At 45.7% G+C, this 16,117-nt stretch carries 17 protein-coding genes; 8 read left to right on the top strand and 9 right to left on the bottom strand.

The window, feature by feature from the left end:
- Both K2Y22_01150 and K2Y22_01155 read right to left on the bottom strand, forming a co-directional pair.
- Complete coding sequence (locus K2Y22_01150) at window positions 1–933, bottom strand: NADH-quinone oxidoreductase subunit H (GenBank protein ID MBX9877039.1); 933 nt, start codon at window positions 931–933, stop codon at window positions 1–3.
- Window positions 930–2,858: a hypothetical protein gene (locus K2Y22_01155; protein MBX9877040.1), complete on the bottom strand. Its 1,929-nt coding sequence runs from the start codon at window positions 2,856–2,858 to the stop codon at window positions 930–932. Before K2Y22_01155 ends, K2Y22_01150 begins: the two co-directional genes overlap by 4 nt.
- Before the next feature lie 92 nt (window positions 2,859–2,950).
- Here K2Y22_01155 and fadH point away from each other — a divergent pair, with 92 nt between their 5' ends.
- Window positions 2,951–3,769, top strand: a complete 819-nt coding sequence (fadH, locus tag K2Y22_01160) for a 2,4-dienoyl-CoA reductase (protein MBX9877041.1) — start codon at window positions 2,951–2,953, stop codon at window positions 3,767–3,769.
- On the opposite strand, the gene K2Y22_01165 is transcribed toward fadH, so the two are convergent.
- The 3 genes from K2Y22_01165 to K2Y22_01175 are packed head-to-tail and all read right to left on the bottom strand — an operon-like array spanning window position 3,743 to window position 5,810.
- The gene (locus tag K2Y22_01165; GenBank protein ID MBX9877042.1) at window positions 3,743–4,567 is read right to left on the bottom strand and encodes a DNA-binding domain-containing protein; all 825 of its coding nucleotides are present in this window, start codon (window positions 4,565–4,567) and stop codon (window positions 3,743–3,745) included. The genes fadH and K2Y22_01165 overlap by 27 nt on opposite strands.
- Window positions 4,551–5,435 carry a DUF692 domain-containing protein gene (locus tag K2Y22_01170; GenBank protein ID MBX9877043.1) on the bottom strand — a complete coding sequence of 295 codons (885 nt, stop codon included), beginning with the start codon at window positions 5,433–5,435 and terminating at the stop codon, window positions 4,551–4,553. The genes K2Y22_01165 and K2Y22_01170 overlap by 17 nt, the downstream gene beginning before the upstream one ends.
- A gap of 12 nt (window positions 5,436–5,447) precedes the next feature.
- Window positions 5,448–5,810, bottom strand: a complete 363-nt coding sequence (locus K2Y22_01175; protein MBX9877044.1) for a hypothetical protein — start codon at window positions 5,808–5,810, stop codon at window positions 5,448–5,450.
- 243 nt (window positions 5,811–6,053) lie between these two features.
- On the opposite strand from K2Y22_01175, the gene K2Y22_01180 reads away from it, so the two are divergent.
- A complete protein-coding gene (locus tag K2Y22_01180; GenBank protein MBX9877045.1) occupies window positions 6,054–6,686 on the top strand; it encodes a hypothetical protein in 633 nt (210 codons plus the stop codon).
- Here K2Y22_01180 and K2Y22_01185 read toward each other — a convergent pair.
- A complete protein-coding gene (locus tag K2Y22_01185; GenBank protein MBX9877046.1) occupies window positions 6,673–7,518 on the bottom strand; it encodes an ABC transporter permease in 846 nt (281 codons plus the stop codon). The two genes, K2Y22_01180 and K2Y22_01185, sit on opposite strands and share 14 nt — an antisense overlap.
- A gap of 176 nt (window positions 7,519–7,694) precedes the next feature.
- On the opposite strand from K2Y22_01185, the gene icd reads away from it, so the two are divergent.
- The 5 genes from icd (at window position 7,695) to K2Y22_01210 (ending at window position 12,405) form a co-directional block, all read left to right on the top strand.
- Window positions 7,695–8,948: an isocitrate dehydrogenase (NADP(+)) gene (gene icd, locus K2Y22_01190; protein MBX9877047.1), complete on the top strand. Its 1,254-nt coding sequence runs from the start codon at window positions 7,695–7,697 to the stop codon at window positions 8,946–8,948.
- Between the two features lie 25 nt (window positions 8,949–8,973).
- On the top strand, window positions 8,974–9,183 hold the full coding sequence (locus K2Y22_01195; GenBank protein MBX9877048.1) for a hypothetical protein: 210 nt from the start codon (window positions 8,974–8,976) through the stop codon (window positions 9,181–9,183).
- The gene (gene fmt / locus K2Y22_01200; protein MBX9877049.1) at window positions 9,183–10,136 is read left to right on the top strand and encodes a methionyl-tRNA formyltransferase; all 954 of its coding nucleotides are present in this window, start codon (window positions 9,183–9,185) and stop codon (window positions 10,134–10,136) included. Before K2Y22_01195 ends, fmt begins: the two co-directional genes overlap by 1 nt.
- A gap of 2 nt (window positions 10,137–10,138) precedes the next feature.
- Window positions 10,139–11,518, top strand: coding sequence for a 16S rRNA (cytosine(967)-C(5))-methyltransferase RsmB (rsmB, locus tag K2Y22_01205; protein MBX9877050.1), 1,380 nt, complete (start codon window positions 10,139–10,141; stop codon window positions 11,516–11,518).
- A gap of 98 nt (window positions 11,519–11,616) precedes the next feature.
- Window positions 11,617–12,405 (top strand): slipin family protein, encoded by a 789-nt coding sequence (locus K2Y22_01210; protein MBX9877051.1) that lies wholly within the window; start codon window positions 11,617–11,619, stop codon window positions 12,403–12,405.
- Here K2Y22_01210 and K2Y22_01215 read toward each other — a convergent pair whose 3' ends face one another.
- From K2Y22_01215 to K2Y22_01225, 3 genes are read right to left on the bottom strand one after another with little or no spacing between them, the layout of a single operon-like run.
- Window positions 12,406–12,966, bottom strand: a complete 561-nt coding sequence (locus K2Y22_01215; protein MBX9877052.1) for a hypothetical protein — start codon at window positions 12,964–12,966, stop codon at window positions 12,406–12,408.
- Window positions 12,967–12,995: 29 nt separating this feature from the next.
- Complete coding sequence (locus K2Y22_01220; GenBank protein MBX9877053.1) at window positions 12,996–13,811, bottom strand: sulfite exporter TauE/SafE family protein; 816 nt, start codon at window positions 13,809–13,811, stop codon at window positions 12,996–12,998.
- Window positions 13,808–14,413, bottom strand: coding sequence for a hypothetical protein (locus K2Y22_01225; protein ID MBX9877054.1), 606 nt, complete (start codon window positions 14,411–14,413; stop codon window positions 13,808–13,810). Before K2Y22_01225 ends, K2Y22_01220 begins: the two co-directional genes overlap by 4 nt.
- A 144-nt stretch (window positions 14,414–14,557) precedes the next feature.
- Between K2Y22_01225 and K2Y22_01230 the strand changes: the two genes are divergently transcribed.
- Window positions 14,558–16,117, top strand: coding sequence for a bifunctional hydroxymethylpyrimidine kinase/phosphomethylpyrimidine kinase (locus K2Y22_01230; GenBank protein ID MBX9877055.1), 1,560 nt, complete (start codon window positions 14,558–14,560; stop codon window positions 16,115–16,117).

Below are 16,117 nucleotides of genomic sequence, written 5' to 3' on the forward strand. Positions count from 1 at the left end.
CTACGGTCCTCTACCGATAACCATCAAGACACACAAAAGACTCATCGCCACAGGGTAAGCAATAAACTCGGGAATTCTTGTCCAACGCAACTTAACACTTGTTGCCTCCAAAAGAGCAATTATCGATCCAAGAACAAACACCAAAGCCAGACTTACAATTCCATAAAGCCATCCCCATTGCCAAACTGTGTCTGAGGCAGCAAGAAAGCATTGAGCAGAAATTGCCAATAAAATGAACATCTTCAATTGATGCGCATACTCAACAAAGGCCAAGTTTCTTCCGGAATTTTCTAGAATCATCGCCTCGTGCACCATGGTCAACTCCAAATGCGTAGTCGGATCATCAATCGGCATGCGAGATAATTCCACCAGACTTGCCAAAAACAATGAGAGTCCTGCAGTTACACACAAAACAGGATGCGATACCAGGGCATGATTACCGGCGGAAAAAATTACACTAAGATCAGAGCTTCGGCAAACAACGCCGAGCGATACTAAAGCTAGAATAATTGCCGGCTCAATTAAAAACGACAGCGTTACTTCACGACTCGCTCCGAAACCACCAAAAGCTGATCCAGCATCAAGTGCCGACAGAACCACCATAAATCTGGCAAAAGCAAATAAATAGATAACAAGGAAAACATCTCCTCCTTCAGATACTGGTTTATAGGGGAGGCATGGCGTGGTAAGCGCAATTAGAATGAGCAAAGCCAAATTCATGCTAACACTCGATCGAAAAATCCAGGTCGTAACAGAACTGACCGTTTCACCCTTATTGACCAGTTTAGCCAAATCAAATAGTGGCTGTAATATTGATGCACCAATACGATTTTGCAGGCGAGCTTTGATTTTACGAATTAGCCCCAGCAAAAGTGGCGGCGCAATGACCAAACTTAGAATATAAGGCAGCCAAGCAAGCAAAGCAGCAATCACAAGCGTGTACCTATCCCCAGTAAAATTAATAACGTGAGAAATACATAGAGTAAATGAATATGTATGCTGCCCGTCTGTAATGCCAGCAGACGTCTTGAGAAGCTGGAGGACAAATTTATGATTGGCCGATAAATTCGCTTTTCCAATAGCGAGGTCATACTAATATCAAAATGAATTCGCTCGGGAAAGTGACGCCTATCTTTACCTTCTATCTCGGTTGTTGTCTTTGCTTGCAAAAGAAAACCAAATATTTGCCCGATAGGTTGTGAAAAACTCGAACCTGTTTCTTCAGCGCGCGCAGGTAAGTCACCGAATCCGCAATCCCAAGTTATGTACTGTTTCAATAGAAATCCTCTATTAAGGACAAGGGATGTAACAAGAAAAGCAATACCCACTCCCATCAAAGTGAGAATAGTCAATGGCAGGTTGAAGAATTGCTCAACAGGCACAGTTCTATTGAGCGTCTCAGCGACTATCGGACTAAAAGCAACCAATACCTGCCTGACAGCAATGCCTGCTGCAAAACAAAGCAATGCCAAAACCATCTGTGCTCCTATCATTAAGTAAGATACTTCAGAGGCATGTTCAACAGTTTGACTGCGCGCCCGTCCCAAAAACGTAATTCCAAATGCCTTAGCAAAACAAGCAAGCGATAGCGCACCAACAGCGGACAGCACACCTATTAATATCATCGACACGCACCGCTGCCAATCGGACAAACCCAAATAAGAATACTGGAAGAGACTTTGATAGATGAGCCACTTGCTAGCAAAACCATTTAACGGCGGCATTGCACAAATAGAAAGTGAACCTATAAAAAATGAAACCATTGTCCAAGGCATCTTTTTGCCGAGCCCACCAAGCAAACTCAAATCACGGGTTCCTGTCTGACAATTAACAGCCCCGGCTCCCAGAAATAAAAGACCCTTAAAAAAAGCATGATTGAGTATATGAAAGAGGGCGGCAGAAAAGGCTAGTGACGAAATTACAAAAAGTCCGGATTTGCCGGCCAGAATAGTTATGGCTAAGGCAACAAGAATAAGTCCGACATTTTCCACCGTACTGTAGGCTAAAAGTCGTTTTAAATCGCGCTGCACCAGCGCAAATAGTACGCCCCAACCGGTCGAAACCGCTCCTAAAATCAAAGCCAAACAACCAAGAAGATCCGAGTTGGCACCGCCTTCTATTAGTAGGCGAATCATTCCATAGATAGCCACCTTCACCATTACACCGCTCATTAAGGCCGAAACAGGAGCTGGTGCTTCCGGATGTGCATAAGGCAACCAAATATGAAAAGGCCAAACTCCGGCCTTTATCGCCAGCCCTAAAAAAATGAGAATCACGGGCAGCCATGCGCCGTGATAGCTATAGGACCAGTCAACAAAACTCCACGAGTGGAATCTACTGAAGTTGAGCACAAATCCCAGAGTGAGAAATGCAGTAGAAAATCGCGTAGCTGCCAGATAAATAATTCCTGCTTGTTGCGCTTTATGCTTGGTTGTATCTAGAACTACAAGACATGCTGAGGAAAGTGACATTACTTCCCAAAACAATAAAAATGTAATGGCATTGGCCGCTAAAACAACTTCAGCCATCGAAAACAGAAACAACAAAAGGCAAAGCCAATACATCGGCTCATAAATTTCATGTTCTACATGTTTAAGATAGCCTGGTGAAAAAAGTACTGCTGCAATTCCTACAATTGAAAGCACAATGAGGAAAAATGCAGAGATTGGATCAAAGCGACAAGCCCAGGGAGCTATACCTAAGTAAAACGGTGGCGATGCAGTCCATATAATTGTTTTAGTCCAAGACAAAGCAGTGAGAACCAAAGTCAAGGTTAGGCAAAACAACGTAATAGTGGCAAATATATATCGTCCAAGTTTGACCATTTCAGAGTTATTGTAGAGCATTTCCCAGAACATCAAAAATCCCCATCTAGCTTGAACATTTAATTGTGAGGACTGTATGTTGACTTGTCCTGTTACCATTATTGCTTCAGCAAGAAAAGGTAGTCATGAGTACGAATATGCACTTTACAGGGCAAACAGCAATTATCACCGGTGGCTCAACCGGCTTAGGCAAAGCCATTGCCGAAGAGCTGGGTAAATCGGGCGCACAAGTTGTAATTGCCAGCCGCAACGAGAAGAATTTGTCTTCTGCTAAAGAAGACCTTAAATCCAAAGGAATTGAAGCGACAACAATTCAAACAGACGTTCGCCATCCGGAACAAGTAGAAAAAATGGTGGCACAAACAATGGAGCGTTTTGGCCGCATTGATATGCTCATTAATAACGCTGCCGGCAACTTCGCTGTGCCTTCAGAGGAGCTGACCGTAAATGGCTGGAATGCTGTTGTCGGCATAGTTTTAAACGGCACCTGGTATTGCACAAGCGCTGTGGCAAAAGTCATGCTCGAGCAAAAGAAAGGCACAATACTAAATATTATCGCTACTTACGCCTGGGCAGGCGCCCCAGGCGTCGTACATTCCGCAGCAGCTAAAGCAGGTGTGCTTGCCATGACTCGCACGCTTGCTGTTGAATGGGGTCATCGCGGCATCCGCGTAAATGCATTTGCCCCAGGTCCGATGATTACAGAAGCCGCATCAAAGAATCTATTATTCGACAACGCTGAAGCCAAGCAAAAGGTCATAGACCGCATTCCGGCAAGAAGATTTGCCGAACTTGATGAAATGGCCAAAATTGCCGGCTTCCTTCTCTCAGACCAAGCAGCCTATATAAATGGCGATGTTCTAACAGCGGACGGTGGCGCCTGTCTCGGTCGCGGATTTATGGATTTGATGGAAAATTCACAAAGCCTGCGTGCCAATAAATAATTTCAGAGACTGCAGTTTCTCAATAACTTCAAAAAATTCCAACAAGGCATCTTGTGGATTGCTTGCTTTGCTGTAAGAAATTGCCAGTGTTGCCAAATCAGCATAAGAAGTAGGTGCGCTTTGAGCCTGCTCAATTACGCAAGCAATCCCGGGCGTTACTTCGACATAACGGCCCATATGAGTTTCCGGATCACGATAAACTGCAACCATAATTTCGCGCGGTGTTATATTGCGGGGCATTTCACCGTCACGCAGATATTCAACAATAACCGGTACCTGATAATTGTAGTTACGCAAAGATAGTACCGGATTAACAATAGGTGCCGATTTTTCAAATTGCTCCGGCCGGCTAAGCGGCTCATAAGGTTCAGGACTTGCTTGCCTCTTATCTTCCATTAGTTGCAATTCGATCCATTCATAATCAGCAAGATCGCTTAAGTAGGGAAATGCTTGCAAAAGGTCCGCGCGATTATCTTTCAGGTATTGACTGAAATTGGCTGCAGACATATTCAGGCGGTAATGCTTAGGCGGACAGGTCTCAAAGTAATCGTCTAATGTCTCTTTCCATTTCTTATTGAGCAAGCGCGCACAACCAGGATACACAGAAAGCATTAGGTCATTGCGCCCAATTGCAATGAGTTCTGCATAGGTACGCACGCCACGCTCATCAATTGCCTCTGTAATTGATTTGGAAAATTCCCCATCGGGTAATCGCCCGTCTTTCAAATACTTTGAGCGGGCGGACTCATTTGTCCATAGCACGCTGAGTGTTTTTTCCAAATTAGTGAGCGCGGACAAGTTCATCACCTCTAACTAATTCCGGCTGCGCTTTCTCAGCAACTTTTCTTATCTCGGCAAGCTCCGTCAAAATTTCATCAAAATCAGGGAAATTTTGATCGCGTTCTAAAAGCACACCGCATACAGATGTCTTTCTAAGCACTGTGTCCAAGAGCTTAAAAACAGGCTCTATAACTGGGGCACCGTGAGTATCGATAATTAGTTCCTTGCCCATTTTGTGACCGGCAATATGGATTTGCACAACTCTTTCCAGAGGAAGAGTGTCTAAAAACTTATGAGCGTCAAAGCCGTGATTCACGGCATTGACGTAGACATTGTTTACATCAAGCAGCAAGCCGCAGTCAGCCTGTTCGAGAATTTCTGTTGTGAATTCACCTTCGGTCATGTCTTGACCGGGCAAGTACATGTAATAGGAAATATTTTCCAAAAGAAAGGGACGACCAACAAAATCTTGCACGCGTTTTACGCGCTCAACAATATGTTTAACGGTGCTCTTAGAAAACGGCACCGGCAACAAATCATGCAAGTAACCACCTTCAACACTAGTAAAGCAAAGATGATCGGAAAACCAAGCAATGTTGTATTCATCAAGCAAAGCTTTTAGTTCTTTTAAATAGTCAAAGTTCAACTCATCGGTTGATCCAATGGAAAGATTTACTCCATGAGAGATGAGGGGAAAAGCGGAGGCTGCTTTTGAAAGCACTTCACGCGCTTTGCCCCCCACACCCATGTAGTTTTCCGGAACAAGTTCCAAGAAGCCTATTTGTGCTCTATGCTCAAGTGTTTCTTTGGCCATGTCACGACGTAAGCCCAAGCCGATTCCTAGCTTTGGCAGTTGCCGTTTTAGCTTCAAAAACCCTGTAGGCACAACTACTTCCTATTACTTGCTTTCGCCGCCGTGGCAACCACCTTCACCACCCTTGCAAGCGCCTTCCTTACCCTTGCAGGAGCCTTCTTTGCCCTTCTTCTCTTTCTTTTCCTTTTTGGCGGTCTTTTCCGATTTTTCGCTGGTCTTCTCAGCGTTCTTGTCGGAGCCTTCTGCCTTAGATTCCGTTGTCGATTCGGCTTTCTTCTCCTTCTTGGCAAGCTTCAATGCTGACTTGCTGTGAGAGATTTGTGAAGGTGAGTTCTTCTCGCTTACGCCGAGTCCGGCATTGTCAGCAGCGGAAGCGGAACCTTGCGAAGCAATTCCCAAAGCGGCAACCAACGCTGCAGCAAGTTGAACTTTATTGAGGTTATTCATTCGTTTCTCCTAAATTACCTAATTAGTACACGGTTTCAATTACACCCGGGAGATGACAGATAAGGTCATTCCGCAGGACAAACCACAATACACCATGGAATTAAAAGCTAAAATCCTTTATTACTTCCCTCTTAATAAGCTTAGAAGTCACTGGTAATGACAGCTCCACGTTACCAAGCGGTGATAATCTTGCTGCCGTGGAATATTACTTAGAGATACTGTTCTTAACTTCCAGGAATTACCTTGAGCACAAAAACTAACGAACAAAAGGTAAGCGCTGTCGGTGAAGTGATTTCATCCTCAATTACGGACTTTACTACTGAATTGTGGTCAAAAGACAAAGACGGCAATCAGGTGGAAATGTTGCGTCCAAATTTCGGCAGTTTTTTGCGAGTCGAGTCAATTGAAGACGGGCTTAAATCTTACGCCGTGGTCTATAACATCATTACAGGTCCTTATGACACGCAACATAAACCGTCGGCGCTTGGTTTAAGCCGACAGGAATTAAGAGTCGAACAACCGCATATCTTTTCACTTCTACAAACACAAATTCATGCAAGCATTATTGGTTTTGAACAAGATGGAAATATGCACATGTATCTGCCGCCGAAGCCACCGGATGTGCATGATTTTGTCTATCTTGCTCAAGCAGATGAAGTTGTGCGACTAACAGAAGATCTGACATTTTTGCGCCTGTTAACAAATGTCGTAAGTGTTCCTACTGATGAACTTTTAGCAGCGACGATTAGACAGGCGGAGTTATTTCAAAGCAACTCTCACGCGTTTTTAGTAGAAGCGGGCAAGGCTCTGTCTCACCTCATTCGCGATGACTATGATAGGCTCGTTTCACTTCTAAAAAAAATCAGGCCTTGCTGAAATCCGTATCGGCGTATTTCAAATAAACAAAAACAGCAAAAGCAACAATAATAATGAGCACCGTTGAAACAGCTGAGCCAAAAGCCCAGTCGCGTACGGTTAAAAACTGATTCTGAATAAGATTGCCGATAAACATAGTCTTTGCCCCGCCCAAAAGATCAGGCGTTACATAGTCGCCCAGACTCGGAATGAAAACCATAATCACACCGGCAACTATACCGCGTGCAGACAAGGGCAAGGTTATTTTGCAAAAAGACTGCCATGGTGTAGCTCCTAGATCTGCGCCTGCTTCCAGAAGTTTTAAATCCAATTTTTCAAAGGCGGCAAACACAGGCAGGATCATATACGGCAAATAGTTGTATACCATGCCGAGCATAATTGCCCATGGCGTATAGAGAATAGTAGGCATCTGGATGCCGAATAACAGCCCAAATTCACTCAAGAGTCCAGTCGGTCTCAAGATGATCATCCATGCATAAATCCGCAACAAAAAAGACGTCCACATTGGCATGAGCAACAACATCATGAACAAGTTCTGCCTATTTTTAGGCACACAAAAGGCTAGCCACAAAGAAAGCAAAAATCCCAGAATAAGACAGACAACGGTGGTTGACCCTGCCAATATCAGGGATCGCCACAAAGTACCCAAATAAGGTCCGGCAAAAAAGCGAACGTAATTGGCAAAGCTGAATCCGAGGCAAATTCGTCCAAGTTCATCTCGATAGCCAAGAGAGAATACAAGGAGAATGCAAAGGGGCACAACCATGAAAACCGCCAGGTAAATCCCGGCAGGGACTAGTGTCAAAAGCCCTGGGCGCCACTTGACCTGCAATTAGCTAACTCCTCGCTAATAAGACTGGGGAATCCAGCAGAATAATATAGATAGCGGCGTTTTCATTCGTTAGTATTTTTTGATCATATTCAAATTTAGGCTAAATACAGAAGATAATGGAGCCAGCTCTTCCAGGCCCAGGCCAAGAGTTTCCAATATCCACGGTAGGGTGATAAATGTCGCAAGTGATTACCAAGAAATTTAACGGATTGAATGTTCCAGCCGGTGAAAAAATCGTTTTTGTAAACGGCAAGCCGGTTACACCAGCTAAACCAATCATCCCTTTCATTGAAGGCGATGGCACAGGCGCAGATATCTGGCGCGCCTCCAAGCGTGTGTTTGACGCTGCTGTTGATAAAGCCTACGGCAAAGCCCGCTCGGTTGCCTGGTTTGAAGTTTTTGCCGGTGAAAAGGCTAATGAGAATTTCGGCAACTGGTTGCCTGAAGACACCCTAGCTGCCTTGAAGGAATTCGGTGTCGGGATAAAAGGTCCTTTGACCACACCAGTAGGCGGTGGTATTCGCAGCCTAAACGTAACCTTGCGTCAGATTTTTGACTTGTATTGCTGCGTGCGTCCAGTGCGCTACTTCCAAGGCGTTCCTTCGCCGGTTGTTGCCCCACAAAAACTCGATGTGGTTATCTTCCGTGAAAACACAGAAGACGTTTATGCCGGCATTGAATACCCAATGGGTTCAGAAGAAGCCAAAAAGCTCATCAACTTCATTGAGGGCTTGGGCAAGAAAATTCGCCCGGATTCAGGCATTGGCATCAAGCCCATTTCCAAATTCGGCTCCCAGCGCCTAATTAAGCGTGCCCTCGAATACGCTATCGCCAACAAGCGCAAGAGCGTAACCATGATGCACAAAGGCAACATCATGAAGTTCACCGAAGGTGCTTTCAGAGACTGGGGCTATGAACTGGCTAATGCTGAATTCAAAAACGGCGTCGTTTCCGAAGACACTCTTTGGTCGGAATTTGAAGGCAAAATGCCTGAGAACAAAGTTCTCTTGCAGGACCGCATTGCCGACTCCATGTTCCAGCAAGTGCTCACACGTCCGGATGAGTACTCAGTAATTGCCACAACCAACTTGAACGGCGATTACCTCTCTGATGCTTGTGCCGCCCAAGTAGGCGGATTGGGCATTGCACCAGGAGCCAATATTGGCGACGACTGTGCCATCTTCGAAGCTACTCACGGTACAGCACCAAAGTATGCCGGCAAAGATGTAATCAACCCAGGTTCTGTAATTCTTTCCGGCGCCATGATGTTTGAATACCTCGGTTGGACCGAAGTTCGCGACATCATCCACAACGCTTTCGGCAAGACCATCCAGAAGAAGCTTGTTACTTACGATCTCGAGCGCTTGATGCCTGGTGCAACAAAACTCAAGACATCAGAATTTGCTTCAGCAATTATCGAAAACATGTAAGAAGTCTCGACAAAAGGAATCCCCAATGACACAAACACAGATTGCCAAAGAAAAACTCGTCTACTTGCGCCAATGGGTTGGCGAACGAGTAGTCGTCAGCTCCGTGCAAGACAAAAATTTCACGGGCACTTTGACCAATATTGTTTTTGACGGTACACGCCTTATGTACATAATGATCGATGATCGCGTATGCGTTAACTTCGATCATATTGTCGAAGTCCGCATCGAAAAATAGTGCGCATCATCTTCCTCGGGACGCCTCAGATAGCTGTTCCTACACTAGAAAAGCTAATTGATTGGCCAAAAGGGGAAGTTGTTGCTGTTGTCACACAGCCCGATAAACCATCGGGCCGTGGCAAGCACTTGCACATGCCGCCAACTAAAGTTGTCGCAGAAGAGTTCGGCATACCTGTTTTTCAGCCTACAAAGCTATCCAAATCACCAGAAACGGTGGAAGCCATGAAGGCTCTTAATCCGGAAGTTCTGGTGATGGTTGCTTTTGGGCAAATCCTCAAGCAGCCGGTATTAGAAATGGCTCCTTATGGCGTTGTTAATTTGCACGCTTCACTGTTGCCCAAGCTACGAGGGCCGGCTCCTATTAATTGGGCGATTATAAATGGTGAGTCATCAACAGGTATAACAACCATGTTTACAGACGCCGGAGTAGACACCGGTGATATGCTGCTTAAGCGAGAAGTACCAATTGAAAAAGACATGAATGCCGAAGAATTGGGTACTGTATTAGCAAAAGCCGGAGCAAACTTGATAATTGAAACTCTTGAGCACATGCTTTTAGGCTCCCTGCGCCCGGAAAAACAAGACGACAGTCTATCTACGCACGCGCCAATGATGTCCAAGGAATTAGGCAACATAGACTGGACTAAGCCTGCCCAGGATATTCATAATCTCGTGCGCGGCTTAGTGCCATGGCCTGGTACATCAACAACCTTTCAGGAAAAACCACTAAAAATCATCAAGACCAGACTGCCTTATCGGCTGGTGGATATTGACGAAGTACAAAGAAAGCCCGGTGAGATTGTAAAAATAGACGATGTCTTAACAGTCGCTTGCGGAGACGGCAACGACAGACTGGAAATCCTTGATGTGCAACCTGCAAACAAGGCACGCATGCATGCCAAAGACTGGGCTAACGGCGTACATCTAAAACCCGGTCAGACATTAGGCTAACCATGGCAGAACCTCCATCGAAAGAAAATACAGGACTTGCCTCAAGAAAATTGGCTCTTGAGGCGTTAATCAAAATTGATAGCGAAGGCGCCTATGCCAATCTGGCTCTCAATGCTGCTTTTAAGCGCAAAGCTTTGCCCGAGCGCGACAGAGCCTTTGTGACAGCCCTTGTCCAAGGTGTTACTCGTCATCGCCAAACTATTGATCAAGAAATTTCCAAGCTTTCAAAAAAGCCATTGGAGAAAATGCCTGCTTCTCTACGCAATATATTGCGCCTGTCATTTTTTCAATTGCAATTCATGCCGGATATTCCGGCATCTGCAGTAATTAATACAGCCTGCAACCTGGCTAAAAAAACCGGACACGTAGGGCAAGTCGCCTTTGCCAATGGCATTTTAAGAAACTTCGCCAAACAAGAAAAATCAGATACGCAGGCAGGTGGCAATGTCCCTGAATGGCTTGTAGAAAAATGGCAGAAAAATTGGGGCAATGAAGAAGCAGAAAAACTCATAGCCTATACAACTGAAATCCCAGAATTGACACTAAGAACTTGTGAGATGTCGATCACGCCTGAAGGTCTAATTGAGATTCTCAGAGGTAAGGGCATCGTCTGCAGACAAGGCGAACTTGTGCCTGCTTGCATCATTATTGAAGATCGCGGCAGTATCAAAGGACCCATAAACAAATTGCCTGGTTATAACGAAGGGCTCTTTTCCGTTCAAGACGAAGCAGCGTCCTTTGTCGGATTGGTTGTCGAACCCAAAGCAGGTGAAGTCATCCTTGATCTTTGTGCCGCACCGGGCGGCAAAAGCGTGCACATGGCTGAAATGATGGAAAACAAGGGACGCGTTATCGCCTCTGATAGTCACGCAAATCGCCTGAAGTTGCTCAAAGAAACTCGCAATAGGTTGGGCTTGACCAATATCGAGATACAAACAGCCGACGGCTCAGAACTTACACTAAACGAACGCATAGACAGGATTTTAATAGATGCACCCTGCTCAGGCACAGGCGTAATGAACAGGCGCTCGGATTTGGCATTGCACAGACAAGCACCAGATATGGTGGCACTAACCGATTTGCAAAAAAAACTCATGCAAAACGCCGCAACTCTTCTCAAGCCGGGCGGCATCCTTGTCTATTCCACATGCTCGATAGAGCCCGAGGAAAACGAGGAGCTGATAAAGTGGTTCCTCGAAGCGCACAAAGACTTCGAGCCGGAGGACCTGAGCCGTTTTATTAATCCGAATCTTCTCAAAAAATGGCAGGGCGCCGACAAGGATCTATCGCTAAGTTCAGGTATGTTACAGCTATTGCCCTCAAGACATGGCTTATCCGGTTTCTTCATTGCCCGCCTGCGTAAAAATGTCCATCCGGAATAGACCCGTCAGGGGATAAGAATTAATAACAAATAGCCTGGATTTAGCCTACTGCAACCTGCCGGTGGTACACATAACTTGGCGAGTCTAAGGAGCAGGTTATGTTTGAGTTACTTTCTGTATTAGGAGTTATTGGCGGTCTTATATGCCTATCCGGCATAAAGTTTGTCAAAGAGTATGATCGCTTGGTCGTGTTCAGCTTCGGCAGAGTTACAGGCGTTCGTGGTCCAGGACCTGTAGTAATTATTCCTCTGGTTGAACAAACCAAGAAAGTGGACACAAGAATAATAACCATGGCTATACCGATGCAGGAGATTATCACCAAGGACAATGTCTCAGCCAAAACTGCAGCCGTCTGCTTCTTCCAAGTAGTTGATCCGTATAAAGTCGTCACTAAAGTAGAAGATCCTGTCATGGCAACCAGCCAAATCGCGCAGACAACTTTGCGAAGCGTGCTTGGTCAACATGACCTTGATCACCTGCTTTCCGAACGTGACACCATCAATGCAAAGCTACAAGCAATAATTGACCGTCAAACAGAAGGCTGGGGCATTAAGGTCATAGGCGTTGAAGTTAAGGATGTGGAAATTCCTGAGCAAATGCAGCGGGCAATGGCAAGACAAGCAGAAGCCGAAAGAGAAAGAAGAGCAAAAATTGTTTCTGCCGAAGGTGAATTGCAAGCAGCCGAGAAACTCGCTATGGCAGCTGAGGTAATTTCCAACCAACCAGGAGCTATGCAGTTACGTCAACTGCAAACGATGGTGGAGGTTTCTGCAGAGAAAAATTCAACGCTCATATTTCCAATCCCCATTGAACTCTTGGAACTAGGAAAGAGTCTGGGCAGCACAATTAAGATTCCGCAGAAAGAAAAGCAAAACGAGAAAGCCTAATCAGCTTCTTGCGTTCTCAATTCCCTTCAAGAACTCCAGAAGCGTCAATTCTTTAGGACGGCTGAGTATCCACGTACATGCTTCAACTACAGCATTGCCTAACTCCACATGCGGATCGTCGGCGACATCTGCTGAATAAATGAGCTTGTAGTGCGCTAAATTTTCTCCATACCAGAGAAACACCTGAGGATTATCATCGTTGCCGAAATTCATCAGCAGGTGATCAAGTTCAGCCGGCGGTGACACATCAAAATGGCGCTGATACTCTGTAACCGTATCAAGACCATAAGGCACAGCCAACCCCGCTCTAAATTTGCCCCCGAATAATCCACCCTCGGCAAATGCTTGTCCCCGGCAAATTATTAGGCAGTCGCCATTGCGTTTATAAGTTAGCCAGCCGCGCCAATCTGAGGGCACTTTGTCAGCCAGTGAAACTTCAACTTCCTTAGCCACATATTCAATTAGCTCCTTGCACTCAGGGGACAAAGTCTTAAGTCCCTTGCTGGACTGCTCTTTGGCTATTAACTCTGATTCAAGCTCAAGAAGTTTCAGGTGAAACATAAGCTCAATATTCCCTTAAAGCCGAGCAATTACCCTGAAGTAAAAAGCGAATGAATTTCCTTCAAGGCAAAAACAATTGAGACAACCAATAAGAGGACACCGAAGGCACGTTTTATGACGGAATCCTTCAAACGCAAGGAAATAGATGCGCCAATGCGTGCTCCAGGTATTGATCCCACGATCATAGCTGATGCCACGCCCAAATTCACATGATCATGTATTGCATGAACAATGGCTCCGGGAACTGCAACAGCAGCTACAGTTAGTAATGATGTGCCTATGGCTTCTTTTATTGGTACACGAAAGATATAGACAAAAGCAGGCACCAGAATAAAGCCGCCGCCAATGCCAACGAGTCCGGACAAAAATCCTGTTGTTAGTCCCACGACAGAAGCAACATATGTCAATTTGCCAACAGGAGCCAAGCTGGCCAATTTAGCCTCTTGCTTTTTAAACTTGCCCAAAACCAATCCTACTATTCCAGTTGCAAAATCAAGACCGCTCATAGCTATTAGAAGAGCAACAACCATCATCAAGACATGACCGTTGAGATAACGACAAACGAAAGAACCAATTACCGTGCCGATGATGGCCGGCACTAGGCACGCGCGAGACAAGAATTTTGAATAAATGCCCTCTTTGACGTAACGCATAGCCCCGGAAATTGCTGTGGGTGCAACCAATACAAGGGCCGTCCCTATTGCCTTGTAAGGATCTAGTTGCAGCCACATTCGGGTCATTGGTGTTGCCACCATGCCGCCACCAATACCGAAAGCACCTGAAAGCAGACCTGCCACCACGCCAAGGAAAGTCGCTTTACCTAGATAGACGAAATCCAAGTTCACATGTGACCTGTTATAAACCGTCCAAGATCCGGATTTTCTACAATCATTTGATTGAACATCGGATGCTTGGAAAGAATTCTGGCGATTTTAGGATTCTTCTGCACCGCACGATAAATTCCCTCCGGGTCTCTTGTAATTACAGGACCGGCATTTGGATTTTTCACAAGATAAAGTGTTGCCTTTTTCCATTGAGTAAGGCGACGACAAAGATAAGGATCGGCTTGAGCAATTGCATCAATGTGCGGATGTTTAGCCAACAACTTAGCGGGTCCCGGATGAGCGCAAATAGCCTCAGGCAATCCAGGATCAGCTAAACAAGCTCTATCTATCCAAGGATCTTTGGCCATCCGCCAGGCAATCCATTTATCACGGCGAATTTTTTCCAGATGTATAGTTTGCGTAGTTTGAGTTTCGCTACGTTTTTCATGAGGCGCCGGTTCTGCATGAATGACAGTGGTATCAGTAACAGCTGGCGTCGTAGTGGTTGTTGTTACAGGCGGGCGCAATGACGGCTCTTCTGTTTTAGCCGGCTCAGTTCCCCAGTTGGCATAAGCCGGTTGCGTAACGAGCAAGAGGGCAAAAGCAAATAGCGTTCTTTTCATAGTTTTGCTCTCCTCGGCTTATTAAGCCATCTCCTGACAAGGGTTAAATCCAGCCAAAGCCTCAGCTTGTCAGCGATTCTAACATAAATAGTCCTTAAGGGGAGAGTACAATGGACTAAGGACAATCGGCTTGGAGAGCGCATCGTGTCCAATCCCCATACACCGAAAGATTCACCAGGCGACTTAGGCAAAGACAAGCCGGACGAGGCTGAACAAAAGCCTGATTCACTTTCCTTTTCCGACCTCCTGTCCGATAAGGCGCAACCCGGGGGCGGTTCGGCATCAAGTTCGGCTACGCCGACAAACTTTTCTTACATGGGCGACAAACCCTTTTTCCAGGCGCGCAAATCGGAATTTGCCCACGAGACAAAAGGTGAAATCAAGCCCTTAATTGACAAGTTTCTCAAGGGGACAGAGCCTTCAGACAAGGACGAAATGACCGAAACTGAAAGGCAAGCCATACTCAACACGCGAGAGGATTTGGTGAAGGCGACAACGGCCGCCGACGGCGTCTTACATGCCCTTCATTTAGCCCGACTTTATCAGCAGTTACGGTATATTGAGGAGGCAAAGCAAGCTACACTTTTGTCTTTGGGCTTGAGTCCCGACGACCATTCAAGCAGGGAATTATTTAAGGAATTGGAAAGAATGCATCCACCTGATCTAGCTGTTTCTCAAGCCCGCACAAACTTACATGAGCTTAGCAAAACAAAGCTGCGCGAACGCATCAAACAATTATCTTCAGGGCGTGTAATTGTCTTTGGAGACTTACTAATTGATGAGTACGTTGAAGGAAAACCGGAACGTATTTCTCGCGAAGCACCAGTTCTTATTCTTGAACATGTGGATACTGAACTTATCTTAGGCGGGGCCGCCAACACTGCCAATAATGTCGCAGCTCTTGGGGCAACTTGCCATGCAATTGGCGTCTGCGGTAGAGACGATTACGCAGTCAAATTGACACGCATGTTTGAATCAACTGGTATCACTCACGGCCTCGTGCAAGATGTTTCAAGACCAACACCTGTAAAGACACGAATTCTCTCTAAGTCACATTCGCATCTGCAACAATTGCTTAGAATGGACCGCATTTCACACGAGGAAATTTCCAGTTCGATTGAATCGAAGCTCATTGAAAAGGTCAAACAAGCAGCAGGACAATACCAGGCAATTGTTCTTTCCGATTACCGCGGCGGCATTATGACTTCGGCTGTTATAAAAGCATGCCGTCAAATTGCCCAAGAGAAAAACATTCTCCTTATAGTCGATGCTCAAGATCACTTTGAGCGTTTTCAGGACGTCACACTTATTACACCCAATCAAACAGACACCGAAAAAGCCGTCGGTTTTGCTATAAATTCCACTGAATCTTTGAAAGAAGCCGGCAAAAAGCTCATGCTCATCACAGGCAGCAAAGCATTGCTCATTACTCGCGGTGCAGAGGGCATGGTTCTTTTTGAAAAAGGGCAGGAAATGGTTGAATTGCCGGCCTTCAATGTAAGTGAAGTTTTCGATGTAAGCGGAGCCGGCGACACGGTAGCTGCTACTATGGCGCTGGCCATTGTAACCGGAGCTAGTTTTGTGGAAGCCATGGCTTTAGGTAATTTAGCAGCAAGTATTGTTGTTAAAAAACCAGGCACTGCCGTCACTAGCCAAAAAGAAATGCTGCAGGCACTAGATCACGTGGCGATGCCTGAAGACTAG

It is taken from the genome of Candidatus Obscuribacterales bacterium (genome assembly GCA_019744775.1).
Lineage (GTDB): Bacteria > Cyanobacteriota > Vampirovibrionia > Obscuribacterales > Obscuribacteraceae > SBAT01.